The 26,269-nt window shown below is 42.3% G+C and carries 26 protein-coding genes; 14 read left to right on the top strand and 12 right to left on the bottom strand.

Annotated features, from left to right (window positions below; all coding sequences use genetic code 11):
- Positions 1 to 49: 49 nt before the first annotated feature.
- Positions 50 to 1,273, bottom strand: coding sequence for a CaiB/BaiF CoA-transferase family protein (locus FTU01_RS01180; protein WP_180012227.1), 1,224 nt, complete (start codon positions 1,271 to 1,273; stop codon positions 50 to 52).
- 345 nt (positions 1,274 to 1,618) lie between these two features.
- Between FTU01_RS01180 and FTU01_RS01175 the strand changes: the two genes are divergently transcribed.
- On the top strand, positions 1,619 to 2,908 hold the full coding sequence (locus tag FTU01_RS01175; RefSeq protein WP_180018075.1) for an MFS transporter: 1,290 nt from the start codon (positions 1,619 to 1,621) through the stop codon (positions 2,906 to 2,908).
- 86 nt (positions 2,909 to 2,994) lie between these two features.
- Here FTU01_RS01175 and FTU01_RS01170 read toward each other — a convergent pair whose 3' ends face one another.
- Positions 2,995 to 3,483, bottom strand: a complete 489-nt coding sequence (locus FTU01_RS01170) for a MarR family winged helix-turn-helix transcriptional regulator (RefSeq protein WP_034706362.1) — start codon at positions 3,481 to 3,483, stop codon at positions 2,995 to 2,997.
- 505 nt (positions 3,484 to 3,988) lie between these two features.
- Between FTU01_RS01170 and FTU01_RS01165 the strand changes: the two genes are divergently transcribed.
- Genes FTU01_RS01165 through aliA form a run of 4 tightly spaced genes read left to right on the top strand, consistent with a single transcriptional unit; the run spans position 3,989 to position 8,486 of the window.
- Positions 3,989 to 4,753, top strand: a complete 765-nt coding sequence (locus tag FTU01_RS01165) for a glucose 1-dehydrogenase (RefSeq protein ID WP_159123581.1) — start codon at positions 3,989 to 3,991, stop codon at positions 4,751 to 4,753.
- Between the two features lie 58 nt (positions 4,754 to 4,811).
- Positions 4,812 to 5,594: a 2-ketocyclohexanecarboxyl-CoA hydrolase gene (badI, locus tag FTU01_RS01160; RefSeq protein WP_180137840.1), complete on the top strand. Its 783-nt coding sequence runs from the start codon at positions 4,812 to 4,814 to the stop codon at positions 5,592 to 5,594.
- Positions 5,595 to 5,606: 12 nt separating this feature from the next.
- A complete protein-coding gene (gene aliB, locus FTU01_RS01155; protein ID WP_166138721.1) occupies positions 5,607 to 6,764 on the top strand; it encodes a cyclohexanecarboxyl-CoA dehydrogenase in 1,158 nt (385 codons plus the stop codon).
- A gap of 54 nt (positions 6,765 to 6,818) precedes the next feature.
- The gene (gene aliA / locus FTU01_RS01150) at positions 6,819 to 8,486 is read left to right on the top strand and encodes a cyclohexanecarboxylate-CoA ligase (RefSeq protein WP_180137838.1); all 1,668 of its coding nucleotides are present in this window, start codon (positions 6,819 to 6,821) and stop codon (positions 8,484 to 8,486) included.
- Between the two features lie 99 nt (positions 8,487 to 8,585).
- Here aliA and FTU01_RS01145 read toward each other — a convergent pair whose 3' ends face one another.
- The 5 genes from FTU01_RS01145 to FTU01_RS01125 form a co-directional block, all read right to left on the bottom strand.
- Positions 8,586 to 9,263 (bottom strand): type 1 glutamine amidotransferase domain-containing protein, encoded by a 678-nt coding sequence (locus FTU01_RS01145; RefSeq protein ID WP_179993040.1) that lies wholly within the window; start codon positions 9,261 to 9,263, stop codon positions 8,586 to 8,588.
- A gap of 174 nt (positions 9,264 to 9,437) precedes the next feature.
- On the bottom strand, positions 9,438 to 9,602 hold the full coding sequence (locus tag FTU01_RS01140) for a hypothetical protein (protein ID WP_180137836.1): 165 nt from the start codon (positions 9,600 to 9,602) through the stop codon (positions 9,438 to 9,440).
- A gap of 176 nt (positions 9,603 to 9,778) precedes the next feature.
- Positions 9,779 to 10,249, bottom strand: coding sequence for an IS5/IS1182 family transposase (locus tag FTU01_RS01135; protein WP_004809604.1), 471 nt, complete (start codon positions 10,247 to 10,249; stop codon positions 9,779 to 9,781).
- Complete coding sequence (locus FTU01_RS01130; protein WP_171054439.1) at positions 10,197 to 10,607, bottom strand: transposase family protein; 411 nt, start codon at positions 10,605 to 10,607, stop codon at positions 10,197 to 10,199. The genes FTU01_RS01135 and FTU01_RS01130 overlap by 53 nt, the downstream gene beginning before the upstream one ends.
- A gap of 145 nt (positions 10,608 to 10,752) precedes the next feature.
- Complete coding sequence (locus FTU01_RS01125; protein ID WP_180137834.1) at positions 10,753 to 11,622, bottom strand: SDR family oxidoreductase; 870 nt, start codon at positions 11,620 to 11,622, stop codon at positions 10,753 to 10,755.
- Positions 11,623 to 12,000: 378 nt separating this feature from the next.
- On the opposite strand from FTU01_RS01125, the gene FTU01_RS01120 reads away from it, so the two are divergent.
- The 3 genes from FTU01_RS01120 to FTU01_RS01110 are packed head-to-tail and all read left to right on the top strand — an operon-like array spanning position 12,001 to position 15,168.
- Positions 12,001 to 13,224, top strand: a complete 1,224-nt coding sequence (locus tag FTU01_RS01120; protein ID WP_179993039.1) for an efflux RND transporter periplasmic adaptor subunit — start codon at positions 12,001 to 12,003, stop codon at positions 13,222 to 13,224.
- Complete coding sequence (locus FTU01_RS01115) at positions 13,221 to 14,444, top strand: ABC transporter permease (protein ID WP_180137833.1); 1,224 nt, start codon at positions 13,221 to 13,223, stop codon at positions 14,442 to 14,444. The genes FTU01_RS01120 and FTU01_RS01115 overlap by 4 nt, the downstream gene beginning before the upstream one ends.
- Positions 14,437 to 15,168, top strand: coding sequence for an ABC transporter ATP-binding protein (locus FTU01_RS01110; RefSeq protein WP_159123573.1), 732 nt, complete (start codon positions 14,437 to 14,439; stop codon positions 15,166 to 15,168). The genes FTU01_RS01115 and FTU01_RS01110 overlap by 8 nt, the downstream gene beginning before the upstream one ends.
- 63 nt (positions 15,169 to 15,231) lie before the next feature.
- On the opposite strand, the gene FTU01_RS01105 is transcribed toward FTU01_RS01110, so the two are convergent.
- Positions 15,232 to 15,543, bottom strand: a complete 312-nt coding sequence (locus FTU01_RS01105) for a metalloregulator ArsR/SmtB family transcription factor (protein WP_125278654.1) — start codon at positions 15,541 to 15,543, stop codon at positions 15,232 to 15,234.
- Positions 15,544 to 15,642: 99 nt separating this feature from the next.
- On the opposite strand from FTU01_RS01105, the gene FTU01_RS01100 reads away from it, so the two are divergent.
- From FTU01_RS01100 to FTU01_RS01075, 6 genes are all read left to right on the top strand, one after another.
- The gene (locus FTU01_RS01100; protein WP_034170880.1) at positions 15,643 to 16,059 is read left to right on the top strand and encodes a YeeE/YedE family protein; all 417 of its coding nucleotides are present in this window, start codon (positions 15,643 to 15,645) and stop codon (positions 16,057 to 16,059) included.
- The gene (locus tag FTU01_RS01095; RefSeq protein ID WP_125278655.1) at positions 16,060 to 16,476 is read left to right on the top strand and encodes a DUF6691 family protein; all 417 of its coding nucleotides are present in this window, start codon (positions 16,060 to 16,062) and stop codon (positions 16,474 to 16,476) included.
- Positions 16,477 to 16,478: 2 nt separating this feature from the next.
- Complete coding sequence (locus FTU01_RS01090; protein WP_180137831.1) at positions 16,479 to 17,354, top strand: MBL fold metallo-hydrolase; 876 nt, start codon at positions 16,479 to 16,481, stop codon at positions 17,352 to 17,354.
- Positions 17,355 to 17,472: 118 nt separating this feature from the next.
- Complete coding sequence (locus FTU01_RS01085) at positions 17,473 to 17,898, top strand: hypothetical protein (RefSeq protein WP_180137829.1); 426 nt, start codon at positions 17,473 to 17,475, stop codon at positions 17,896 to 17,898.
- Between the two features lie 38 nt (positions 17,899 to 17,936).
- Entirely contained in the window at positions 17,937 to 19,829 is a 1,893-nt protein-coding gene (locus FTU01_RS01080; protein ID WP_180137827.1) for a copper resistance system multicopper oxidase, read from the top strand.
- The gene (locus FTU01_RS01075) at positions 19,816 to 20,709 is read left to right on the top strand and encodes a copper resistance protein B (RefSeq protein WP_180137825.1); all 894 of its coding nucleotides are present in this window, start codon (positions 19,816 to 19,818) and stop codon (positions 20,707 to 20,709) included. The genes FTU01_RS01080 and FTU01_RS01075 overlap by 14 nt, the downstream gene beginning before the upstream one ends.
- Positions 20,710 to 21,087: 378 nt before the next feature.
- Here FTU01_RS01075 and FTU01_RS01070 read toward each other — a convergent pair whose 3' ends face one another.
- The 4 genes from FTU01_RS01070 to FTU01_RS01055 all read right to left on the bottom strand — a co-directional run bounded on the left by FTU01_RS01070 (position 21,088) and on the right by FTU01_RS01055 (position 25,815).
- Positions 21,088 to 22,647 (bottom strand): PepSY domain-containing protein, encoded by a 1,560-nt coding sequence (locus tag FTU01_RS01070; RefSeq protein ID WP_180137823.1) that lies wholly within the window; start codon positions 22,645 to 22,647, stop codon positions 21,088 to 21,090.
- 3 nt (positions 22,648 to 22,650) lie between these two features.
- Positions 22,651 to 22,929: a hypothetical protein gene (locus FTU01_RS01065; RefSeq protein ID WP_104426131.1), complete on the bottom strand. Its 279-nt coding sequence runs from the start codon at positions 22,927 to 22,929 to the stop codon at positions 22,651 to 22,653.
- A 45-nt stretch (positions 22,930 to 22,974) separates the two neighbouring features.
- A complete protein-coding gene (locus FTU01_RS01060) occupies positions 22,975 to 23,586 on the bottom strand; it encodes a DUF4198 domain-containing protein (RefSeq protein ID WP_180137821.1) in 612 nt (203 codons plus the stop codon).
- Between the two features lie 72 nt (positions 23,587 to 23,658).
- Positions 23,659 to 25,815 carry a TonB-dependent siderophore receptor gene (locus FTU01_RS01055; RefSeq protein ID WP_180137819.1) on the bottom strand — a complete coding sequence of 719 codons (2,157 nt, stop codon included), beginning with the start codon at positions 25,813 to 25,815 and terminating at the stop codon, positions 23,659 to 23,661.
- Between the last annotated feature and the right edge of the window lie 454 nt (positions 25,816 to 26,269).

Below are 26,269 nucleotides of genomic sequence, written 5' to 3'. Positions count from 1 at the left end.
TCAAAATAAAAAAGGAATCTTTCGATTCCTTTTTTTATTGCTGAGCAGTTTAGCGCTGCTGGATGACTTTTTTACTTTTCAGCTCTTCCATTTCAGCAGGGCTTAAATACTGGCTCAAGATGGCGTCGGTATCTTCACCCAGACACGGTGGTGCTTTTTTATATTCTACCGGGGTCTTGGAAAGTTTAATCGGCGAACCAATCGAGGTGTAATCGTCACGTAGAGTATGCGGCATCTGAATGACCATTTCACGCGCCAGAACCTGTTCTTCTTCCAAAGCCTGTTTCAGGTTATTGATCATGCCCACTGGGACTTTGACTGCATGAATCAGATCTACCCAGTGTTTTGCCGGTTGAGAGTAGAAATGAGCCTGTAAGAGAGTGGTGAGTTCTTCACGATGTGTAACCCGGCCTGAATTTTTCAAGAAACGCGGATCTTCTGCCACTTTGGTCAAACCCACGGCCTGACACAGCGCTTGAAATTGCAGGTCATTCCCACAAGCAATAATGAATTCACCTTCCTGTGCTTTAAACACCTGATAAGGCACAATATTGGCATGGGCATTTCCGAAGCGGCCAGGGACTTTACCTGAGGTCAGATAATTCATGGCTAGAACAGAGAGGGAAGCGACCTGGGTATCCAGCAGTGCCATATCAATATGCTGACCTTCACCAGTTTTTTCACGGGACAATAAAGCAGCTTGAATCGCAATTGCAGCATATAAGCCAGTGGTCAGATCAGCAAAGGCTAGACCTGCTTTTTGCGGACCACCCCCTGGAAGGTCATCACGTTCACCCGTAACACTCATCATACCGCCCATACCCTGAACAATGAAGTCATAGCCTGGTTCTTGCGCACGCGGGCCATTCTGGCCAAAGCCGGTAATTGAACAGTACACCAGACGCGGATTTATCTGGCTCAGACTTTCATAATCCAGACCATATCTTTTCAACGAACCCGCTTTATAGTTCTCAATCACTACATCACTCTGTTCTGCGAGTTTCTTGATAATGCGTTGACCTTCCGGAGTAGATAAATCTACGGCAACTGAATGTTTACCGCGATTGGCTGAAAGATAGTAAGCCGATTCATGGGTATCTTCCTGCTGATTATTTTTAAGCCAAGGTGGTCCCCAGATGCGTGTGTCATCTCCATGATCAGGCTTTTCAATTTTAATCACTTCCGCACCTAAGTCCGCCAGAATCTGGCTACACCAAGGACCAGCCAAAATCCGGCTTAAATCCAGTACACGAAAGCCCGTTAAAGCACCCATCGTTACGCTCCTTGTTCGATGTTATTTAGATTACATGTCATTTTAATAATCGCTTTAAAGCTATATGAAAATGGAAAAACAATCAACTTTATGATACTTAATTTCGCCTAACAAAATAAAACATCTAAAATGATTGAAAAATCATCCTAACTTCTTTAGCCTGATGACGAGAATAAATACGATTCAAAAATAACAGGAGAGGGAAAAGTCTCGGGAATGAGACTATAAGAACAGGAGTAAGTACTGTGCTTTGAAAACGGATCGCGCTTAAAGCGCATGCATACAGAAGTGTGCATACACAAGATCAGAATGAAAAAACCTAAGGATAGGAATAGAGATTTAAATATGACGGAATTAGTAAGAGAACAACTTTTAGAAAGAGAACTCGCAAAGATAAAACCCACTACCAAACGAACCCAGCAGATCGCCTTTGTCTTTGCCTTTTTGGCACTCCTGGTCGATGGCGCGGATATGCTACTGCTGTCCTTCAGCTTAAACAGCCTGAAAGCAGAATTTGGTTTAAGTAATTTACAAGCCGGTACCTTGGGTAGTTTTACACTGGCGGGTATGGCGATTGGTGGTTTTATTGGTGGCTGGGCTTGTGACCGTTTAGGCCGGGTACGTACAGTCGTTATTTCAATTCTGATCTTTTCAGTATTAACTGCAGCCTTGGGCTTTACCCAAAACTATGAACAGTTCGCGGTACTACGTTTCCTGTCTGCGTTTGGGATCGGGTCTTTATATATTGCAGCCAGTACCCTGATGGCTGAATATGTACCAACCAAATACCGGACTACAATTTTAGGTACCTTACAGGCAGGTTGGACGGTCGGCTATATCGTAGCTACTGTATTGGCAGGTTGGATTATTCCTGAATATGGCTGGCGTACACTGTTTTTTGTCGCGATTATCCCATCCGTCATGGCGATTTTTATCCAGAAACTGGTTCCTGAACCAGAATCGTGGCAGCGTGCAAGATTACTGCGTTTATATGCACCCGCTGAAGAAACCACCAAACAACCTGTTAAGAAAAGTACCGTTAAAGAAATCTTTGCAGATCCTGCGAATCGTAAAATGTTTATTTTATGGATTTTTACGGCTGGGTTCCTGCAGTTTGGCTATTACGGTGTAAATAACTGGATGCCGGCTTATCTAGAATCTGAATTACACATGAACTTTAAATCAATGGCGGGCTATATGATCGGGACTTATGTCGCCATGATTTTTGGTAAAGTTCTGGCCGGTTTTGCTGCAGACCGTTTAGGTCGACGCGCCGTTTTCTCTTTTGGCGCGATTGGTACGGCGATTTTTCTACCCGTAATTGTGCTGTTCAACACCCCAGATAATATTGCCTATCTGCTAATTTTCTTTGGTTTCCTATATGGTATTCCATATGCAATTAACGCAACTTATATGACTGAAAGCTTTGCGACGTCAATCCGCGGTACAGCAGTCGGTGGTGCTTATAATGCAGGGCGTATTGGGGCCATGTTTGCGCCTGCGATTATTGGCGCAGCAGCGAGTGGTGGTTCAATTGGCTTGGGCTTCCTGATTATGGGCGGTGCCTATTTCTTGTGTGGTGCAGTGTCTGGGATCTTTATCAAAGATCGTCAATATGACCCACAAAAAGCATAATGATCATTTTAAACAATGATGTTAAAAATGAGCCTCATAAGGGCTCATTTTTTATCTATTTAATTTAAAAATAAGATTTCTATTTTTTATTGGTCCGACTCTTTTTGCAGATGAATACTTTTCAGACCATCATTTACTTTATTGAGTAAATGAATCAGGGTAATCACATCATCAAAAGCCAGTTTATTTAAGGCTTGTCCATAAAACTCAAAAAAATCATCCTGCAGGCTATCCCAGGTCTGAAAACCTTCCGTGGTAAGCGCAACAATTTTGGCACGTCGATCCTGTTCATTGATAACACGCTCTACCAGTCCATCACGTTCCAGTCGTTTTAAGACGGCATCCAGATTTTGTCGGCTTACACCCAGATATTCGGTCAGATCTGAAAAAGACATACCAGACTTAACTTTAGGACGAGACAGGGCACCGAGCACCGCCCAATGCACGGGAGATATTTTTAGCTCATTTAAGCATTTTCGATCCAGACTGTTTCCCACCTGAAACAGCCGGAAAAACAGCCGGTTATGAGCGGAATATAAGGATTGATCATATTTTTTTGACAAAGTATCACTCACTATATGCAACATCCTCAATACTGAAATAGCCAAACGGCGCAAAGTATAACCTATCGCTTTTTCGCATAAATCAGTTTCTTTTATAATTTGTTTTAAAAATCATAGTTTTTTAGTAGAAATCTGCATCTTTAAATCCTGTACTAAGCGATTAAATCATTTAAAAATATCTTTCTTGATATTCACAGTTTCAGTTTGTTCTCTAGCTGAATATCAAGGCAGTCATCTAGCAAACTAAAGAAATAAAACATCCTTCATGAAACAGAAACAGCTTAGTAATAAACTGGGGCTAGATATAGGTTACTCTAAAGGTAAATGTCAATATAGGTCAATACATTGAATAAATAAAATTATTAAATAATTGTTATTTATACATTTATAAAAATATAAATATTATTTTATGTAAATATATTGACATAAATCTAATCTCTTTCTATTTTAGATAAAACACACCGAATTAGAACAACAGCCGATTAAATTCGACAACAAATAGCGTAGGGATAAAACAATGAAAGGATTAAAAGATAAGGTCGTGATTGTGACAGGTGGTGCTGGCGGAATTGGTTCCGCAACCTGCCGACGTCTGGCTGAAGAAGGCGCAAAAGTTGCCATTTTTGATATGAATCTGGAAGCTGCCGAGAAGCTGGCAAATGAAATTAATCAATACGGTCAGGCGTTAGCAATTCAGTGTGATATTACCCAAAGTGACGTCGTTGAACAGGCAGTCCAAAAAACGGAAGCCGAACTGGGCCCGATCGATGGACTGGTGAATAATGCTGGTTGGGACATTTTTAAACCCTTCATTAAAAGCACCCCAGACGAATGGCAGAAACTGATCCAGATCAATCTGGTCGGTATGCTGAATATGCACTTTGCTGTGCTGAAAGGCATGGTCGAACGTAATTCCGGCAGCATCGTTAATATTGCCTCAGATGCAGCTCGTGTCGGTTCTTCAGGCGAAGCAGTTTATGCAGCCTGTAAGGGAGGATTGCTATCTTTCTCCAAAACTCTGGCACGCGAACATTCACGCCATAACATCAAAATTAATGTGATTTGCCCAGGTCCAACAGACACCGCTTTACTTGCAGGCGTGACTGAGGGTGCGTCGAATCCAGAAAAATTACGTGAAGCCTTTGTTCGTGCCATTCCACTGGGCCGTTTGGGTCAGCCGGATGATTTAGCTTCTGCGATTGCTTTTTTCTTAAGTGAAGATGCCAGCTTTATTACCGGACAGGTCCTTAGTGTTTCTGGCGGTTTGACCATGAATGGTTAAAGCATCAAATTAATTAACACTAAATTAGACAGATAAAACAGTACAGGACGTAATGAACATGAATTTTGAAGATATCTTATATGAAGTAAAAAACGGTGTAGCCTGGATCACGATTAACCGTCCAGAAAAAATGAATGCCTTTCGTGGTACGACCTGTGATGAACTGATCAAGGCTTTAAATAAGGCAGGCTATGACCGTAACGTTGGGGCGATTGTATTGGCCGGCGCGGGTGAAAAAGCGTTTTGTACTGGTGGTGATCAGTCTGCGCATGATGGTAATTATGACGGTCGCGGTACCATTGGTTTACCGATGGAAGAATTGCATACCGCCATTCGTGATGTCCCCAAACCGGTAATTGCGCGCGTACAAGGTTATGCGATTGGGGGAGGTAATGTACTGGCCACGATTTGTGATCTGACGATCTGTTCAGATAAAGCAATCTTTGGTCAGGTCGGACCAAAAATGGGTTCAGTCGATCCAGGTTATGGCACAGCATTTTTAGCACGCGTCGTGGGTGAGAAGAAAGCCCGTGAAATCTGGTACATGTGCCGCCGTTATTCTGGTCAGGAAGCGGTTGAAATTGGATTGGCCAATAAATGTGTACCAGCAGATCAACTCGATGCAGAAGTTCAGGCATGGGGCGAAGAAATCTGTCAGCGTAGTCCGACCGCAATCGCGATTGCCAAACGCAGTTTCAATATGGATACCGCACATCAGGCGGGGATCGCTGGCATGGGCATGTATGCGCTAAAACTTTATTACGATACTAAAGAGTCTCGTGAAGGCGTGAATGCATTGAAGGAAAAACGTCAGCCTGAATTCCGTAAGTATGCTAAATAAGGAGACTGATCAATGAAAAAGAATCCTTATATCACCGAAGATCTAGAACTTTTAGCTGAAACGGCAGAAAAGTTTGCCCAGAAATATGTGGCTCCGGGATTTCTGGAGCGCGACCAAAGCCGAGTCTTTGATCGTGATCTGGTGAAAAAAATGGGGGAAATGGGCTTTATTGCACCAGAACTGCCGGAACAATACGGCGGTCAGGGCATGGGCCGACTGGCAGCAGGGATTATCCATGAAGCCATTGCCAAAGCAGACTTAAGTTTTTCCTATATCAACTTGCTGGCTTCTTTAAATGGTCAGATTCTGGCAGAACATGGACAGCCTGAAGTGGTGGAGCCATGGTTAAAAAAACTGACCGCTGGTGAAGCGATTTTTTCTATTGCGTTGACCGAGCCGCGTGGTGGTTCAGATGCTGCCAACTTACGTTTAAAGATTGAACGTGATGGCGACGAATATGTGATTAACGGCGAAAAGACCTCAATTTCTGCGGCCGATCAGGCAGATGCTTCAGTGGTCTTTGGCCGCAGCGGTACAAATGAGAGCGGAGCCCATGGTGTTACGGCGCTCTTGGTTCCGATGAATTTACCAGGCATCAGCACCACACGATTTGACTGCCATGGTCAGCGTGCGATTGGTCGCGGTTCGATCTTCTTTGACAATGTCCGTGTACCAGTAAATCATCGTCTGGGCAATGAAAATAAAGGTTTCGTTCAGGTTATGCAGGGCTTTGATTTCTCGCGTGCCCTGATTGGTCTGCAAGTTTTGGCGGTTGCACGCGTCAGTCTGGATGAGGCTTGGGAATATGCTGCGCAACGTGAAGCTTTTGGTCAGCCATTGACTGCTTTCCAGGGTGTTTCCCATCCGTTAGCAGAATATGAAACGCAGGTTGAAGCTGCGCGCTTACTTTGTCTGCAAACATTATGGTTGAAAGACAACCATCTGCCACATACCTCTGAAGCAGGCATGTGTAAATGGTGGGGGCCGAAACTGGCCTATGATGTGATTCATCAATGCCTGCTGACTTTTGGTCATGCCGGTTATGACCGTGGTGTGATGGAACAGCGCATGCGTGATGTACTGGGCTTCCAGATTGGCGATGGCACAGCACAGATCATGAAAACAATTATCGCTCGGCATAAGGCAGGACGTAAGGCTGTACCAGCTTAAGGAAAGTATGCCCCCGCCAAAATAAGACTATTATAAAAAATGAGGAATAAGCGAATGGATTTCGATGCGGTTCTGATCCCGACAAGAAAAGAGGCCATGCTCAAACAGGGACACTGGCTCAATCAAACAATTCTCGATTTTTTACGCAGTGCGGTAGAAAAAAATCCGGACAAAACAGCTTTAGTGAGTTTTAAGGTCGAGAATCAAACTGAACAGACTTTCAGCTACCAGCAGATTTGGGACATGACCAACAAAATTGCGCTGGGCTTGAAACAGTTGGGTATTGAGAAAAATGATGTGGTGTCTTGCCAGTTGCCGAACTGGTGGGAATTTACCTTGCTGTATCTGGCTTGTAGCCGTATTGGCGCCGTATTGAATCCACTCATGCCGATATTCCGTGAACGTGAATTGGAATTCATGCTTAAACATGGTGAATCTAAAGTATTTGTTGTGCCTAAAATCTTTCGTAATTTTGGCCATGAACAGTTGGCCAATCAGCTACACAACAAGCTGGACACCCTAAAACACGTAGTTGTAGTGAATGGGGATGGCGAGAATAATTTTGATCGCCTGTTGCTTAATCATAGTCTGGAACAGAATGCTGCAGCCATTGCTGAGCTAGATGGGCTTGAATCTGGCCCAGATGATATTACCCAACTAATCTTTACCTCGGGCACTACAGGTGAACCGAAAGGCGTGATGCATACGGCCAATACCTTATTTTCCAATATTGTGCCTTATGCAGAGCGTTTGCATTTAACTGAAAATGATGTGGTATTGATGGCGTCACCGATGGCGCATCAGACCGGATTTATGTATGGCCTGATGATGCCGATTCAGCTCAATACCAAAGTGGTATTACAGGATGTCTGGGATGTCTCCAAAGCAGTAGACTTGATTCATCAGCATCAGGTGAATTTCACCATGGCTTCAACGCCATTTTTGAACGACCTGTCCAATACTGTGGCTGAACAGCATGACAAAGTCGATTCACTGAAAATTTTCCTTTGTGCTGGTGCGCCAATTCCGGGACCATTAGTGCAAAAAGCCCGGGAGATTTTAGGCGTAAAAGTGATTTCAGCCTGGGGAATGACCGAATGTGGTGCGGTCACTACTACCTGTCCAGAAGATGACGATGAACGTTCTTTTAATACTGATGGTATTGCCTTACCGGGTGTAGACGTCAAAATTGTCGATAAAACAGGGAAGACCAAGCCGGTAAATGAGTCTGGTCGTTTGATGATTCGTGCTTGTTCTGGATTCGGTGGCTACCTCAAACGTGCTCATTTAAATGATACCGATGCAGATGGCTGGTTTGATACGGGCGATATCGCCTATCAGGATGAAAAAGGTTATATCCGGATTTGTGGCCGTAAAAAGGATGTAATCATTCGTGGCGGTGAAAATATTCCGGTCGCAGAAATTGAATCACTTTTATATAAACATCCCAATGTGGCGGTGGTCGCTTTAGTGGCCTATGCAGATGAACGGCTAGGTGAGCGTGCCTGTGCGATTATCAAGTTAAAAGATCAAGCACAGTCTTTAAGTTTTAATGAGCTGGTGGATTTTCTGAAAACCCATAATCTGGCAATGCAATATATTCCAGAACGTTTGGAGATTTGGGACGAGATTCCGATGACGCCATCGGGGAAAATCCAGAAATTTAAACTCAGAGAATTACTGGCCCAGCATATTGCATCAACTGTGGCAGTAGCAAATTAGAACTGAGAATAAAACTGAACAAACCCTGATGTGACATCACATCAGGGTTTTTTACCAGCAAATAAGTAAATGAACAAAATTACTTATATCTGGATGAAATTATTTTAATAACTTTAACAGCGCCTCAGCCGTTGCAGCAGAAGATGCCGGATTCTGTCCGGTAATTAACAGGCCATCTTGCTGTACATGCACTTGCCAGTCCTCAGCCTTGGAATACTGTCCGCCTTTTTCTTTCAGCGTATCTTCAACTAAAAATGGCACGATATCAGTCAGGCCAACACCATCTTCTTCAGTGTTACTAAAGCCAGTCACTGATTTACCTTCGACGATAGGTCGGCCTTCTGCATTTTTAACATCGCGAAGCACACCCGGTGCATGACAGACAAGTGCCACAGGTTTATTGGCCTGTAGAGTCTGTTCAATTAAGGAAATAGAATTCTGGTCATTGGCCAGATCCCATAACGGTCCGTGACCACCCGGATAAAAGATCGCATCAAAATCCTGATTCAGCACATCACTTAATTTATGCGTATTGGCAAGAGCCTGCATGGCCACTTCATCTGCTTCAAAACGTTTGGTTGTTTCGGTTTGCGCATCAGGTTCATTGCTTTTTGGATCAAGTGGTGGCTGGCCACCGGCTGGAGAGGCCAACGTTACGTCTGCGCCTGCATCAATAAAAGTGTAATAAGGAGCAGCCAGTTCTTCGAGCCAGAATCCGGTTTTTTTACCCGTTTCGCCAAGTTGATCATGGGAGGTTAATACAATCAGAATTTTCATATTTTTCCTTAAAATTATCTTGAATGATTTGATGGAATAACAAAACAGAGGAAAGAATCTGAATACCTAAGGCCATCAGACTTTTTCGATTGCTTAAAAAATAAAAGGAATAAAATCTAGATAGTTGAACTGATGCTAAATCAATAGCATCACTTTCCTTGAACTTTGGATAGCTCAGTTTTTCTTTTTCTTGCCACCGCCGTCCTGCTTATTCACAGTCGACCAGGCAATACGCTCTGCTTCGTCTTCAGGACGACCACGATCTTTTTCACTGTCTTCAATATGCTTAGCCTGTCGTTTTTGCTTTTCGGTATAAGCTGATTTATCACATCTAGACATTTTACTATCCTCATCAGGTAGGGTCTGAAATCACTATAACAAGGGATGATTTTGGCGCGGGTAATCATCTGTCAGGATTTGTTTGAATTGTTTTGTTTTATAGCTTTTAGATGAATTTTATAGATATCCATTAAATTCTTTTTTTAAAGATGTCTAAACTAGATTTCTTTCATAAATCATTTTTTGCTCAGTTCCAAGTTGTAGATTCCAGCGATTAAATTGAATCTCAAACCAAGCCTTTTACCTCTATTTCGATAACGCTCAGCAAGGATTTTGAAGGTTTTCAGGCTGCCAAATACATGCTCAATTCCGATTCTTCTTTTATTGATTTCTTGATTATAGATTTTCAATTCAGGATCCAATTTACAGTGTCTTTTGGCTTTTAATGGCAACAGGCTATTCGGATACAACACATAAATCCCCTGATAGCCTTTATCTGCAAGGATAAAAGCCCCAAAAGGAATCTGGTTTAAATTGCGTTTGAACAACTCGAAATCATGCACTGCACCGCGACTGGTACATAAACTCAGAATTTGCTGAGTTTTGTAGTGAATCATGGCCTGTACTTTAAAGGTATGGGTCTTTTTCTTGCCGCTATAGCTTTTCTTCTGTTTTTTTAGGCCTTTGGATTGGAATTTCCGTGGCATCCACGATCACAACATTCCAGTCGATGCCTTCGCCCTCGGGTAAATCTTTGGGTAAATTAAACAGATTGGACCGAATCAGGCAGTCTTCAACATGACGGACAATTCTTGAGGCTGTGGGCTCTGAAACCCCGTAACTCGTCGCAACGTGAAATAAGGTTCGGTATTCCCGCCAATAGCTCAGACAGAGCAGAACCTGATCCTCCAGGCTTAACTTGGGCGGTCTGCCTTTGGCAGAGACATGCTTCTGCAATTGCTCAACCATCAAATAGAAAGTTGACCATGAGATGCCTGTGTATCGCTTGAACTGAGGATCAGAAAGCTTGTTTGAATCGATGTATTTCATCCGCAGATTATGCACGAATGCTAAGAAATCCGGAGTGCAAATATTAACCAAAAAGAAGATCGTTTTTTGATTTATGAAAGAGAGCTACTAAAACGTATTAGATATTTTAGAAAAAAGTAGATAACAGCTAGAAAGACTGCTATCTACTTTCAAACTGTGATTAGCCGTTAATAATACTGCCGCCATTTACATGAATGACCTGACCTGAGATATAGCTGGCTTCTTCACTGGCTAGGAATAAATAGGCAGGAGCGACTTCACTCGGTTGTCCCATACGTCCCATTGGTGTCTGTTTACCAAAATCTTCCAGTTGTTCTTCATCAAAGCTACTTGGAATGAGTGGTGTCCAGATTGGGCCTGGTGCAACACCATTCACACGAATTCCGGTTTTATTTTTCGCCAGATTGGTAGATAAGCTGCGGGTAAAAGAAGTAATCGCACCTTTGGTGCTTGAATAGTCTATCAGTGTGTCATGTCCATGATAGCTGGTGATACTGGTGGTATTGATAATACTGTCACCTGCCTGCATATGTGGAAGTACCGCCTGAGTCAGATGGAACATGGACAGGATATTGACATTGAAGGTCTTGAATAACTGGTCTGGAGAAATATCGGTAATACTGTCCTGCGGATACTGCACACCTGCATTATTTACCAGAATATTAATGGTTTTAAATTCCTGAAGGGTCTGCTCAACCATTTTCTTGATTTCATCAGGATGCTGTAAATCGCATTGAATCAGCAGGCAACGGCGTCCTTCTGCTTCAACCATTTTTTTGGTATCAAGCGCATCCCGGTCTTCATCCAGATAGCAAATGGCAATATCAGCACCTTCGCGGGCAAACAATACTGATACAGAGCGACCGATCCCGCTGTCACCACCTGTAATGAGTGCTACTTTGCCTTTTAATTTATCGCTACCTTTATAATTCTCTTTAATGACTTCCGGGGCAGGATCCATTTTAGTCTGGTCACCCGGTTGATGGGCTTGGGTTTCAGTTGAAGCTGGAGTTTCAGGATAGTTATTCATATTTTTTCCTTGATTGCTCTTGAGGAAAAAATATATTAGGAGCTTTTAGTTGGCATTAAATTAGACTCAACATTTCATAACAGAACCTCTGCAGGATTTAGCATTTATTCATTTAGCTTAAATTGACACTTTAGAACTGCCTGTTTTAGTTATTTAAAGTCGACTTCTAGAATGAAATATCGGGTTTCTTTTTAAGGAAAAGAGCGATAAGCAGGAATATACCTTCAGTGGATTACAGAAGAGTTAAGTCGATTTAGGAACCAATCTGCAAAATAAAACCAATAACTTATTTACAACCAAATAAATCTAAAATATACAGCTAGATAAGCTACAAGTATTTCTTTACAACTGCGCTTTTAACCAGAATGGAGAAGCACATTGCGCGCTATCCGCTATAAATATATTGTCCTGATCCTTTTACTTTTGCTCGTTGCATTTGGTGTATTTCGCTGGTGGCAAGGGCCACAAGTCACAGGTTATACCTTAGAGCCGATGCCGCTGGTGCAATCAGTGGTTGCCACCGGGCAGGTCATCACCGTTTCACGTGCTCAAGTCGGTAGTGAAGTAACCGGCGTGGTACTAGAACGTCGGGTCAAGGAAGGCGATCGGGTCAAACCGGGCGATTTGCTGGTTGTACTTAAATCGGATGAACTGGCAGCCCAAGTTCGTCAGGCAGAAGTCGCATTGAATGAACTGGCAACCAATCGCCGTCCACAAGCCTCAGCAGAATTGGCTTCAGCAAAAGCTCAGCTGGAACAGGCCAGCCGTGAAGCGACGCGCCGTCGCAATGCCGAAGCAGGCATCCTTTCGGCAGAAGAAATTGAACAGGCTGTAGAGGCAGAAAGGGTAGCACGCAATAATTATGAAACTGTGCGTTTAAAAGCAGCTGCACTGGCACCTGGTCAGGTAGAAGAGGCTTCATTACGTGAGCAGCTTTCGGTGGCACAGGCTCAACTGGCTAAAACTAAAATCCGGGCAACTGTTGCTGGAACGGTGCTGACCCGTGATGTTGAGCCTGGCGATCTGGTTCAGCCAGGACGTACCTTATTTACCATTGCAATGGATGGCAATACCGAAATCCGTGTACCACTGGATGAACGTAATCTGTCACGACTGGCGTTGTCCCAGAAAGCGACTGCAATTGCCGATGCTTACCCGGATAAACCTTTCCCAGCCCGGATTAATTTTATTGCACCGAGTATCGATCCTCAACGCGGCACGGTAGAAGTGCGTCTATCGGTTGATCCGGTACCTGATTTCCTGCGTCAGGATATGACGGTATCGGTTAATGTCGAGACAGGTCGCCGTGATCGTACCTTAGCGATTCCGAATGATGCGCTAGGGAAAGTACAGGGCGATCAGGCCACCGTATTACTGGTACGTGATAGCAAAATCCAGCGACAAAAAGTGAAACTGGGTCTGCGCGGACTTGCCATGTCTGAAGTGATTTCCGGTTTAAAAGTGGGTGACCAGGTACTGTCAGATGCAACTTCAACTTTAAAAGATGGCACACGAGTTCGATTTAAGCCCGAAGAAATCAACTATGCCGACCAGAATAATGATGCCAGCAATAAAAATGAATTACCGGTGAAATTCGAGTGAAAAAATTACTAGGGCGTCTCTGGATTGAATGGAAGATCGCAATCAGTTTTTTGCGAGAAGGCCGAATGCAGTCTCTGATGATTACAGTGGGTGTTGCTGTAGGGGTGTCTGTGATTGTTTTTATCTCGGCACTGATACAGGGCTTGCAGTCTAATATCATCGAAAGGACTTTAGGGACACAGGCGCATATCCGTTTACTGTCCCCCGATGAAGTGAACCAAGTTATACCAGCACCCGCAGGCACTGTGCAGCTGGTTCTGGAAGATAAACGGGCCCAACGTCTGCGTTCTATCAATAACTGGCAAGAGGTTGTGACGACCTTGGATCAGGTGCCTTTATTAACAGCTGTTTCTCCAGTAGTTTCTGGACCTGCATTCGCACAGCGCGGTGAAGCTCAGGAATCGGTTGCGCTGGTGGGCATGGATCCAGAACGTTATCAGAAAATAATTCCACTTAAAGAATATATGATCAGTGGGCAGTTACGTGTCGGCGCGGATGATGTACTCATTGGCAGTCAGCTGGCTAAAGATCTGGGTGTACAGGTGGGTAGCAAGCTACGATTAGATACTGGGCAGGATAACAGTACTGTCGTAAATATTGCCGGGATTTTTGAACTCGGAGTACGTGAGCTGGATTCGCGCTATGTCTATATGGATTTAAAGCAGGCGCAGTCCTTACTCAGCCTGCCAGGTGGGATCACCGTAATCGACCTGACGGTAGAAGATATTTTTGAAGCAGAAAATATTGCAACGCAGGTCGGGCGTTTGACATCCTTACAGGCAGAAAGCTGGATTAAAACCAATGGTCAGTTAATGAATGCCATCTCAGCGCAAAGCCTTTCCACCAATATGATTATTATTTTTGTGGCCATATCCGTTGCTTTTGGTATTGCTAGCGTCTTGTCAGTCAGTGTCGTACAACGGACTCGTGAAATTGGCATTTTAAGGGCGACAGGGGCTACACAAAGACAAATCCTGCGCGTTTTCCTGTTTCAGGGCGCAATTTTTGGCTTGTTGGGGTCTATTATCGGCAGTGCAGTCAGTTATTTACTGGTCTGGATCTTTAATGAATTTGGCCCAGGCCTGTTCTATATTCCAATTTCAATCAATCTGCTATTGCTGGCTTTATTGCTGGCCACATTGACTGGTGTAGTGGCAGCGGCTATACCATCCCGTCGTGCTGCGGCACTTGATCCTGTGGAGGCAATTCGTCATGTCTGATTCATCGAATGAAGTCTTGCGGCTGGAAGCACTACGTAAATCTTATAATATTGGTCAGCCTAATGAAGTCGAAGTTCTGCATGGCATTGATTTGTGTATTGAACGTAATGACTTTGCAGCACTAATTGGTCCTTCAGGCTCGGGGAAAAGTACTTTATTGAATATTCTGGGTCTATTGGACCAGCCGACTAGCGGTGAACTGTATCTGCTTGGTCAACCCACCAGCCGTATGGATGACGCTGCACGTACCGCATTACGCGGCAGCAGTATTGGATTTGTATTTCAGTTTCATCATCTGATTCAAGCTTTTAATGCATTAGACAATGTCCTTATGCCGTTAATGATGGCGCATGGAAAGCCTGATCAAAAGGCTCTAGACCGAGCCTATGAACTTCTGGCTGCAGTCGGGCTGGAAAAGTATGCACATCGAAAACCGAATGAGCTTTCCGGCGGGCAACAGCAACGTGTTGCAATCGCTCGAGCACTCATTACAGAACCTGCCTTGTTGCTGGCCGATGAACCGACCGGGAACCTGGATACCCAGACCGCGTCTGAAGTTTTTGAACTGTTTCGTAAAGTAAATAAGGAACAGGGCTGTGCCATTTTGCTGGTGACTCATGATCCGCGCTTGTCTGTTAGTTGTGATCGCACCATCAAGTTAGTTGACGGCCTGATTCAAAGTGATACCAGAACAGCTCCAGCAGATATTCCTGAAAATACTTAATTTTTAAATATTTTAAGAATTTGTATTCTCCAATTATGGATAAATAAAGATTTTTCTTATCACTTAAGCCTTGCAATAAAGCTGATACAAGGTTTGCATCAGGGTAAGTACTTTGGGGTCGGAAAGCTGATAGAAAATCTGCTTTCCTTCACGACGCGTGCTGACCATTTCGGCTTTTCGGAGCACCGTAAGTTGTTGTGAGAGAGTGGGTTGGTGAATATCTGTTTGTAGCTCAATCTGTTGCACATTCATTTCACTATCGACCAGTACACATAGAATTTTCAGTCGGTCAGAATTTGACAACACTTTTAAGCGTTCGCTTACCACATGAGCCTGAGAAAAATCAATACGTGTCTGAGTTTCATCTGCTGTCATATAAAAAACCTGTATTAGTCACACAATATTTAAAAACCGTCTTGATTAATATTTATAATTATATAATATAAAATTATATATTTTAAGTGGAATATGCTCATGCATGACTTTTTGGCAGCGTTTCTCGGTGGATTACTGCTTGGTCTTTCAGTGGTCGGCTATCTGTATGTGAATGGCCGTATTGCGGGCGTGAGTGGGTTGGTTGGGCAGGTACTTAATCGAAAGACAATTTTCAAAACTCCTGCGGTCTGGTTTTTAGCAGGACTATTTATAGTTCCATTTATCTACGGCGTATTGTTTCAGCCAGAAATTGAGCTGAATGCCAGCCCATGGATGATGGTCATTGCCGGTTTGCTGGTTGGTTTTGGTACACGTTTAGGTTCAGGTTGTACCAGTGGACATGGCATCTGTGGGATTAGCCGTCTGTCAAATCGCTCCTTTGTTGCGACCGGGTCTTTTATGCTGGCGGGATTTATCACGGTTTATGTTGTTCGTCATCTGGTTGGAGCTATCTAAATGAAAAATCTATTCGCTTTTCTATTTGGTGGCCTGTTTTCAGTCGGCTTAATGCTCTCAGGTATGTCTAATCCTGAAAAAGTTCTGGATTTTCTGGATCTGTTTGGGGATTGGGATGCCAGTCTTGCCTTTGTCATGATGGGGGCAATTCTGGTGGCTTTTATTCCTTTCCAGAAAGCTAAACATAATCCACATCCGACCACTTTATTTAATGAACCCATTGATTTACCAAAGAATCAAAAGATTGATCCTAAACTGCTGGCGGGTAGTTTATTATTTGGTATCGGTTGGGGAATTGCAGGCATTTGTCCGGCACCCAGTTTTACCCTGATTGGTTTGGGACATTATCAAGCCTTGTATTTTATTGCAGCTATGCTGCTTGGGGTCTGGATTCACCGTAAATGGGCAGGAGTATAAATATGACACAGCAGCCACACGTCAAAGCATTTTTTGATAAAAATACCAATACTTTTAGTTATGTGGTGAGCGATCCTCAAACTGCCCAATGTGCCATTATTGATAGCGTGCTGGATTACGATGCTGCGTCTGCCACCACATCGACCGAGCATGCCGATCAGATGATTGCCTATGTGAAATCACAAGTTTTGACCGTGGAATGGATTCTGGAAACCCATGTACATGCTGATCATCTGACAGCCGCACAATATCTGAAACAGCAATTAGGCGGCAAGATTGCAATCAGTAAGAAAATTGCGCTGGTGCAGGAAACGTTTGCCAAGATATATCATCTGGACATGAAACAGATCAATGCGCATCAGCCTTTTGACTATCTGTTTGAGGATGGTGAGCATTTCAAGATTGGAGAACTGGAAGTTTATAATATTCCTACGCCAGGCCATACACCTGCCTGTTTAAGCTATGTGATTGGTAACGCCGTCTTTGTAGGGGATACACTGTTTATGCCGGATTATGGCACGGCTCGTTGTGATTTTCCAAATGGCAGTGCCTCGGTTTTATATGATTCTGTTCACAAGCTGTTTCAGCTCCCGGAAAGCACCCGTGTATTTTTGTGTCATGACTATTTGCCAGAGTCACGTCATGAATATCAATGTGAAACCACGATTCAGCAGCAAAAACAGCAAAACATTCATATCCGTGAAGGGATTAGCAAATCTGAATTTGTGCAGATGCGTCGGCAGCGTGATGCGGGTTTAAGTATGCCAAAGCTGATTTTGCCTGCGATCCAGATTAATATGAATGGCGGACAGTTTCCAATGCCAGAAGCCAATGGCGTGTCTTATGTGAAGCTGCCGCTAAATTATTTTAAGAAGTGATCAACTTAACAGGAACAAAATATTAATTTTTAAATTAAGCGCTTATAAAGTTTGCGAATTTTAATATTCCCCCCTATGCTATTTGGATTATCTCATTTTTATATTTTCAGGGTGCATCTTGCTCAGACAGTTCTTTAAACAGATCTGGTTTGTGATGCTTATGGTCTTCGCCGTAGGCTGGAGCAGCATGTCTGTTGCTTCAGCAAAAACGATGCATCTGGAAACGTCAACCAAGCAGATGGGTTCCCATTGTAAGGAAATGGAAAAAATAGAGAAGTTACATCGCCAGCATCAAGCTATGCATGATTCTGCTCATGATATGAGTCAGGACATGGATTGCCACTCCGATTTAAATGAACACAAAGATGACTGTCTGGATTGTATTTATAGTTCTTGCCATAACCTGAGTAGCTGGATCGATGTGGAAATCTCGAAGTTATCTCTCCCTGAGATCCATGTTTTAGAAACTACTTTTATTTCTAATTATCAAGCCAAGCACCTTGCCGGGTATTGGCAGGAAATTCTGCGCCCACCTAAAGCTTAATCCTCGTTATTAATATTTCAAAAATCAAGGATTAAGTTATGTCGATTAAAATTAGTCAAAGCCTGTTATTGGGCTTAAGTTTAGTGATCTCGTCTTCATTATTGGCTGCTGTAAAAGAATATCAGCTGGTTATTGATGAAGGTCCAGTCAATATCACCGGTAAAACCGTACAACGTATTACAGTGAATGGAAAATTTCCTGCACCTTTACTGGAATTTGAGGAAGGTGATGAGGCGATTATTCGCGTTAAAAACAAGCTAAAGAATAAAGAAAGCTCTCTGCATTGGCATGGTTTATTGCTACCCGGCCTGATGGATGGTGTCCCCGGTTTTAACGGGTTTCAGGGCATTGCACCTAATCAGGAATTTGTCTATCGCTTTAAAATTCGTCAGAGTGGAACCTACTGGTATCATGCCCATTCCAAGGGGCAGGAACAGGACGGCCTTTACGGCGCCTTTGTAATCTATCCCAAAAACCAGGCGGAAGTTCCTGCACATGAGCAGACCGAGCGTGATTATGTGGTCATGCTTTCAGAATTTCATGAGCAGTCCGGCCAGCAGATCATGAATAATTTAAAAAAATCTGCCGAGTATTATCAAAATCAGCGTGAAACTCTGAGCGATGTTTTTCAGCAAATCAAACGGGAAGGGCTTAAAGCCACCTGGAATGATCGCAAAATGTGGAACCAGATGCGCATGCTGAAAACTGATCTGTCTGATGTAACCGGCTATACCTTTTTGGTGAATGGAAAAACGCCTGAACAGAACTGGATAGGACAGTTTAAACCGAATGAAAAAGTGCGATTGCGTTTTATCAATGCCTCTGCCATGTCATTTTTTGATGTGCGTATTCCACAGTTGAAAATGACGGTGGTCAGTGCAGACGGACAGCCTGTCAAACCTGTAGTTGTCGATGAATTCCGCATTGGTGCCGCAGAAACCTATGATGTGATTGTGGAGCCCACTGCGGAACATTATCAGATTGAAGCTGAATCGATTGACCGTTCCGGTTTTGCGATTGGCAGCTTACAGAATGAATTAAAGCCAGCTCATCATGCCATACACAAACCTATATCCCGTCCTCGTGCCTTATTGACCATGGAAGATATGGGACATGGCAATATGCAGGGTGAAGCACACGAGCAGATGAATCATCAGAATCATGCTAGCCATGACATAAATGTTAAAAAAGATACTGAACATTCGATGATGGGACATAAGCAGCATGCATCAGCCAAAATTATCGAACAAGGAGAGGACAATCATACCGAGCATTCAGATACTTCATCCGCTATAGATCATGTGAATCACTCAAATATGACCGGGGATATGCAACATGAAAAAGATGCCAAAACTTTTACGCAGCAACCAGTTTACGGCTGGGCCAATGCTTCTACACCGGTAGGGCATAAAGCTTTGCAATATAGCGACCTCAAATCTTTAACTCCGCAAAAAGATATTCGCGACGCAGAAAGCGAATTGGTGATTCGTTTAGGCGGCACCATGGAACGGTATATCTGGACCATGAACGGCAAGAAATTTAATGAAGCAGAGCCGCTCAAAGTGAAATTTGGGGAACGGATCAGGCTGAAATTTATCAATGACAGTATGATGGCACATCCGATGCATTTACATGGCATGTTCATGCAGCTCGAAAATGGCCAGTTTGCAATAGATATGCCGAATAAACATACAGTGATTGTCCCACCTGGAAAAACCGTTACGACTTTGCTGACTGCAGATGAACTAGGTGAATGGGCGATTCATTGTCATCTGTTGTATCACATGACTGCCGGAATGATGAATAAACTGATTGTAGCAAATGTTCAGGAAAATGGCGTTTCGACTCAGGATACTGTGCGGGAAGATCATTCCCATCATCACATGACAAAACCAGTAGAAAAACAAGGAGATGCTCATGTGCACCATTAATCTTTGTCTGAAGCCTGTTTTGGCTAGTGTATTAGCGTTGGGAAATATGGCTGTTTTTGCTGAAGAAAGTTCTCAACAGCATATTGATCATTCGATGCATCATCAACAATTTATCCAATCTTCAGAGCATCATTTAACTTCAGCAGCACTGGAAGTTACTGAAAATTTAATTCCAGATTCAGCTTCAACCTATTCCAGCGAACATGATCATCGCAAGGAACATGGAGGGCAAATTTATACGCGGGTCAAACTGGACAATAAATGGATCAAAAACTCAGAAGGTGAGGGAGGCTTACAGTCTGAGAATGAGCTTCGGATTGGCACGGATGAAAATAAACTGTTCATTAAACTCAAAGCTGACAAGCAGGAATCCAGAGCAACAGAATATGCAGTCCAAGCTCTGTATAGCCGGAATATTTCAGATTTCTGGGATGCTCAGGCGGGTCTTCGCTACCGTCAGGAAAATTTGGGTCAGCCTAATGCTGGGCAAAATATTGAACATGTAGATGCAATATTTGGATTCCATGGGTTGGCGCCGTATTTCTTTGAAACCAATGCACATCTGTATCTTGGTCCAGATGATTTTATCGGACTTGAGCTAGAAACAGAACGTGATCTGCTACTCACACAAAAACTGATTTTGCAGCCTTATGTTGAAGTTGACCTCATTTTGAAGGATAAAGCAGCCAATGCTAAAAAGACTGGAATAAGTCATGCAGCATTAGGTCTGGAAACTCGTTATGAGATCAATAAAAAGATCATGCCTTACCTTAATATTGCTTATGAATATTCCAAGGGCAACGAGAAAACTTCATGGCAGGACGCATCTGATTCTGAACAGGGCGGGCGTTATGGAATCGGTTTAAGAGTGATGTTCTAAACAGATATCTATATAAGCTAATATTTATGAGGCGGAAAAATCATTTTCTCGCCTCATATACTCAGCTATATTTTATTCTTAAGGCCTTTATAAACTTTTATATTTTTCTTTGTTTTAAATTATTTATCTTCAGAATAAATATAAATACGATTGGACTTATAAAAACCCAAAGTGCCATAAAGCTAATACTACTACTGAATTGAGTTCGTAAAAGGGACAATACCAATAGTAAAAGACTGCCTGAGATCAATTTAACGATGACCGGATAACTCACCAGAAAAGAATATCGAGACTGTCTGGTTTTTAAAATCTGTTTTTCACTCACTGCATAAAAACCAAAACAGGCCATCCAGATCAGTCCTACTATTGCCATCCATATCATGAAGAAGACTCCTGCTGTGCAGTTTTAAGCTTGGCCTGAATTTTATGAACAGCTTTTTGCTGGATAGGTGTAATTTTCTGATGTAGGAAGTAAGCGAGAAGTGCCAAGATCCAGAGCATCAGATCGATACGCAAAAACAGCCAATAGTTCGCAAAAGAATCCAGATAATGCTGGGACCACAAATAATACAGGTCGATGAGTGGAAGCATAAAAGCGGCACAGATGAGAATTTTAAGCTGCGTTTTCCATAAATGCTGTTGTGGCGTTAAACAGGCCAAGATAAAACTACTCAGCCAAATACTAAAGAAGATATAGATTTCATAATTTGTGGTGCCCACAGGAATGTGAATCAAACGGTTTGCATAAAGATAAGCCAGCATGGAAATAGGTAAACCAATTATCATGGTGATATTCAGACGATTCACCAGATAATATCCAAAGTGAAAACGATCCGATTTTTTCTGCATCTGTCGTTTCAGGCTCCAGAGCAATAATCCGGAAGCGATCATGGCACAGCCTAATATGCCTGAGAAAAATAGGGCGAAACGTAAAACAGGTTCGGCAAAACGTGCCATATGCAAACCATATACTCCAGCATTCAGGGTAGCAATTGCACTGTCATTACGGGTGTTTTCAAGCAATTTGCCTGTCGTCGCATTTAATACGAGTTGTGCCTGATTGCGGGTAATAGAATGATCTTTCAATTCGGTTAAGGTAATCTTTGCCAGCTGGGTATTCGGCTGCTTCACGGTAATATTGTCAAATTCTGATTTTCCCCAGTGCTGCTGCGCCGTAGTGATAAAATGTTGAATGGGCAACATCTCCGTTTTAATGGGCACAGCAGAGGGAGCAAGCACATTTATGGTTCGGATTTCTTCAAAATATTGAAATGGATTTTCTGGATATAGCTTTTTCATGCCAGAAGGCAAAACAATATAAAAGAAAATAGCCAGGCCAGTAAAAGTCATAGTTAAAAAGAACGGTAGCGCAATGACGGAACTGACATTATGAAAATCCAGATAGGAGCGTTGTCCTTTAAAAGCTCTCAGAGTAAAGAAGTCGGTCAGAATTTTTTTATGGGTAATGATTCCGGAAATCAGGGTCATCAACATGATGAATGCAGCAATGGTGACAATCAGACGGCCAATGGTATAAGGTACGCCATATAGCTGAAAATGAAAGTTATAGAAAAAATCTCCGCCCTGTGTAGCCGAAAGCGTTAATTCCTTACCTGTCATAGCATCCAAGGTTTTAAGTTGATAAGCACCCTCTGCAGTTTGCCAATAAATTTTATTAACCGGTAAATCATGATTTGCTACCCCGATATACCAGTTCTGTGCATCAGGTGCATGTTGCTGTAAATAGCTATAAGCAGTTTTTAAAGCTGTTTCCTGGTTCACCTGCATCATGACAAATTGTGGCTGCATCCACATTGTAATTTCATGGCGATAATAGGTAACCGCACCTGTTAAAAAGATCGCGAAGAGGAGCCAGCCAAAACTTAAACCTAGCCATGAATGTAGCCATGCCATAGATTGACGGACAGATTTATGCATGGTTTAACCTATGAAGCGGGAAATGACAAATAAAACAATGAGAGGAATCAGGCTATAGACTGAAAGTGTTTTAAGACTTTGAATACAGAAGATTCCAATCACAAAACAGACATAAAAAATGAGGGCAATAAAGGCAGCCAGATAAACCGATTCAGCTTTGGGTAAACTCGCCTGTAAAAAATAGGCCAGATCGAGAGCAATCAGATAACTACATAAATAACCAATACCAAAGCTCATGCTTAATCGATACAGGATAGCAAGTGGCTGAAGGGTAGAAATCATGGAAAGGCCTTTATATGAATCTGTATAAATAAATATTGAGGCAACTTAATGCACGAAGCTTAAGGTCGTGACCAGGTACTGTTTCTTATACACTTGCTGATTCAATTTTCCTGTCTTGTCTATTTCTTGACTCACCTCTAGTACATATTGACCCTTCCATGGCGTAGCAATATTAATTTGGCCTTGGTTGTTGGTCGTATAATTTTTAAGCCAGTGCTGTGGGGAATAGACAGTCACTTTGACATCCGCAGCGGGTTTACCCTGATACATGACTGTAAAAGTATTACTGTTCGGCTGAACCGGTACGATATCCAGCTCTGAGTCTGCTTTCTGGTTTTGTCTGCCGGATTTCGCGTGATAGCTGAGTAAGGATTCCCCATAGATCAGTTCATGATGGAGCTGTACATCTGCTTGATCTTTTGTAGAGTAGACCAGATGATCCTGGTGTAGTTGGGGACTAAATTGTTTTTTAGTCTGAATCGCTTTTGCTTGGCTGAATGACTTTAAGGCACCTTCTTGAGTCTCTTTGAGCTGTTCACTATATTCACCAAAGAATGCATGTGTTTTTGCATCTGAAGCACGTTCTAGCCAAAGCATATGGGCCTGAGCAGAAAGGGTCAGTGACAGTCCAATTGTCAAAGTAATGATTTTTTTCATGAATTCTACCTGATTATTGTTTACATATAAGAAAATGAGCTCCGAATATTCTTTCAAAGCTCAAGCGAAAAATTAATATTTGAATTTTACGGCCACACTGTAATTTGCCGGTGCACCATAGAAGCCTTGCTGATTCGGGAAATTAAATAAGTATTTTTCATTGGTCAGATTATTCCCGTTGGCCTGCAAAGTAATGTGATCATTGAGTTCATAACTGGCCATCAGATTCACAAGCGCATATGCATCCTGTTTGATAATGCCTGCTTGTTGGGTAACAACACCCTCTGTAGCAGCTTCAGGAACTTCTAGATAAGTTTTATCCTGCCATTGCACACCAAGGCCCAGTTTCAGTTTTGGAATCTGTGGCACCTGATAGGTGGTCAGAAGATTAAAAGACTGATTAGGATTAAAGGTACGGGCATCACCACCGTTGATCAGATCTTTAAGACTAAACTGAGTATAGCCAAAGCTTAGATTTAAATGATCCGTTAACTGACCAGCCAAACCAAATTCATAACCTTGTGAACGTAGATCACTCACCTGGGTTTTACGTAAAGTCGGGATACCGTCAGAATCTCGCAACGGATAATTGCTTTGCTCTGTTCTGAATACGGCCATGCTGGCGGTGAGCTTATCATCTAGCCAGGAACTTTTAATCCCGGCTTCATAACTTTCACCTTCAACCGGTTTATTAACACTGCCATCCAGAGCTTTAGTTGTTTGTGGACGGAAAATTGAGGTATAGCTTAGATAACCTGTATATTCAGGACTAAATTCATAAGTCAGGCCTGCATAAGGTAATAGCTTATTCTCATCATAAATCGTGTCTGTTCCATAACTGCTGCCTGTACTTTCAGCCTGAACATAGTTGGCACCTAAAAGCAGTTTCAGATCGTCAGTCATATGTAAACGGGTGGCGGCATATAGGCTTTGGTTTTTTTGCCGGATGTGCATTTCACCACTGGTTTTTGACATATCCCAAACTGGTTCGGGCGGCGTAAAACTGGATAGATCTGTGGTAAGTGGGTTGGTAAAGCTGCCTGCATAACCTAACTCATTCAGATTGTTTTCAGCCCAGATATAGCCAAAAGATGCCTCATGTTGTTGTCCCCAAAGTGGATAGGTGCCACTAAAACTCAGACTGGCCTGCTGTTCCTTGTTGTCATCAATATACATACCTGGATATAAGAAAATACCTGAAGTACCGTCAGCACCAGGTTTACCGGACAGGAATAAAAGTTTTGAATCCCGGTCAGTCCGTTTTTCCTCATAACTCAGTTTAGCTTTCCAATCAGCGCCAAATTGTTGTTCGATCTCGGCAAAATAGTTTTTAATATTACTGTCCCAGTAGGCCCAGTCCGGACTGTAATTATAATTTCTTGAATAGCTTAACTGTTCACCTTCAGTATTGATTAAAGGATTAGAACCCCAATTGTCCCCATTGGGATTATGATTCGTTTCGGTATAACCAGCAGTTATTAAGGTCGAATCAGTCAGGTCAGCCTCAACCACGGCACCAATGCCATTTTTTTCGAGTTCATAGTGATCCAGATAACTATCACCTGTCTGCTGATAGCCAAATACTCGGCCTCTGATTTTTCCATCCTGTGTCAGGGGAGAGGAAACATCTGCTTCATAACGTTGGGTATTCCATGAACCATAACTGGTATTAAACGCGGCCTGAAGTTCCTGAGTAGGGCGTTTTCTAATCATATTAATGGTAGCGCCCGGATCGCCAATACCATTATTTAAGGCATTTGCACCTTTAACGATCTCTATACGGTCAAATAAAAAGCTGTCTGGATTGTCATTATTGTAGTTATAGCCTTCAAGCGGAATCCCAACGCCGTCTACCAATACGTTTGAGATTTCAAAACCACGTGATAGATAGGAAGTTCGTTCGGTCTCCTGGTTACTTACAATGATCCCCGGTGAGTTGCGGAGTACATCACGGGTATTATCCAGTGCAAAGTCATCTAATTGTTGACGCGTCACTACATTCACTGTTTGTGGCGTTTCCTTAAGAGGAATATTTAGTTTAGAAGCTGTTGCAGAATTTTGAATAATATAGCTTTTAGTCTGTTCAGAGCTTTCTGTTGTTTGTGCTGCATCAGTGACTATCGTGATGGTAGGAAGTTGCTGACTATTTTCTGCAAAACTTTGCTGTGTCATCAATATGGCAAAACTGAGCAAAGATAGCTTGAAAGTTGGATGATTGGTATAAAACATTTTAATGAATGTAAATGATAATAATTATCGCTAATGTTATTGATTAGATATTTTTAAATCAATCTAAATATAATAGGAAATTTAAATTAAAAATTACTCATTGATAGAGGAATACTTTGCAGTTAAAGCAGATTAAAAGAAGAAGGGGTTAAGATTTTGCTTAAAATAAAAACGATTTATTTTAGTAAAATAATATGTAAATTATTGACTTCATATTAATTTTTTAAATTTATAAAGTATATTTGCTAAATTTTTTTCATGTAGAGAATGAGATTAATGCTCAAATATAAAAAGAAAAATGAAATAAAAAAAAGCCATCACATTGATTAATGCCAGTCAGTTAAGCAAATTTTAGTAAAATGTAGTAAAAATGAGTGTATGTAAATACGCTCATTTTTTTATGTCTTTATCTGAACATTTAGAATCCACTCTTGAACATTCTCTCCCATCACTC

Source organism: Acinetobacter sp. YH12043, from assembly GCF_013419915.1.
Classification (GTDB): Bacteria; Pseudomonadota; Gammaproteobacteria; order Pseudomonadales; family Moraxellaceae; genus Acinetobacter.
Note: the sequence above shows the minus strand (reverse complement) of the source record. Positions and strands in the feature narration are given on the sequence as shown.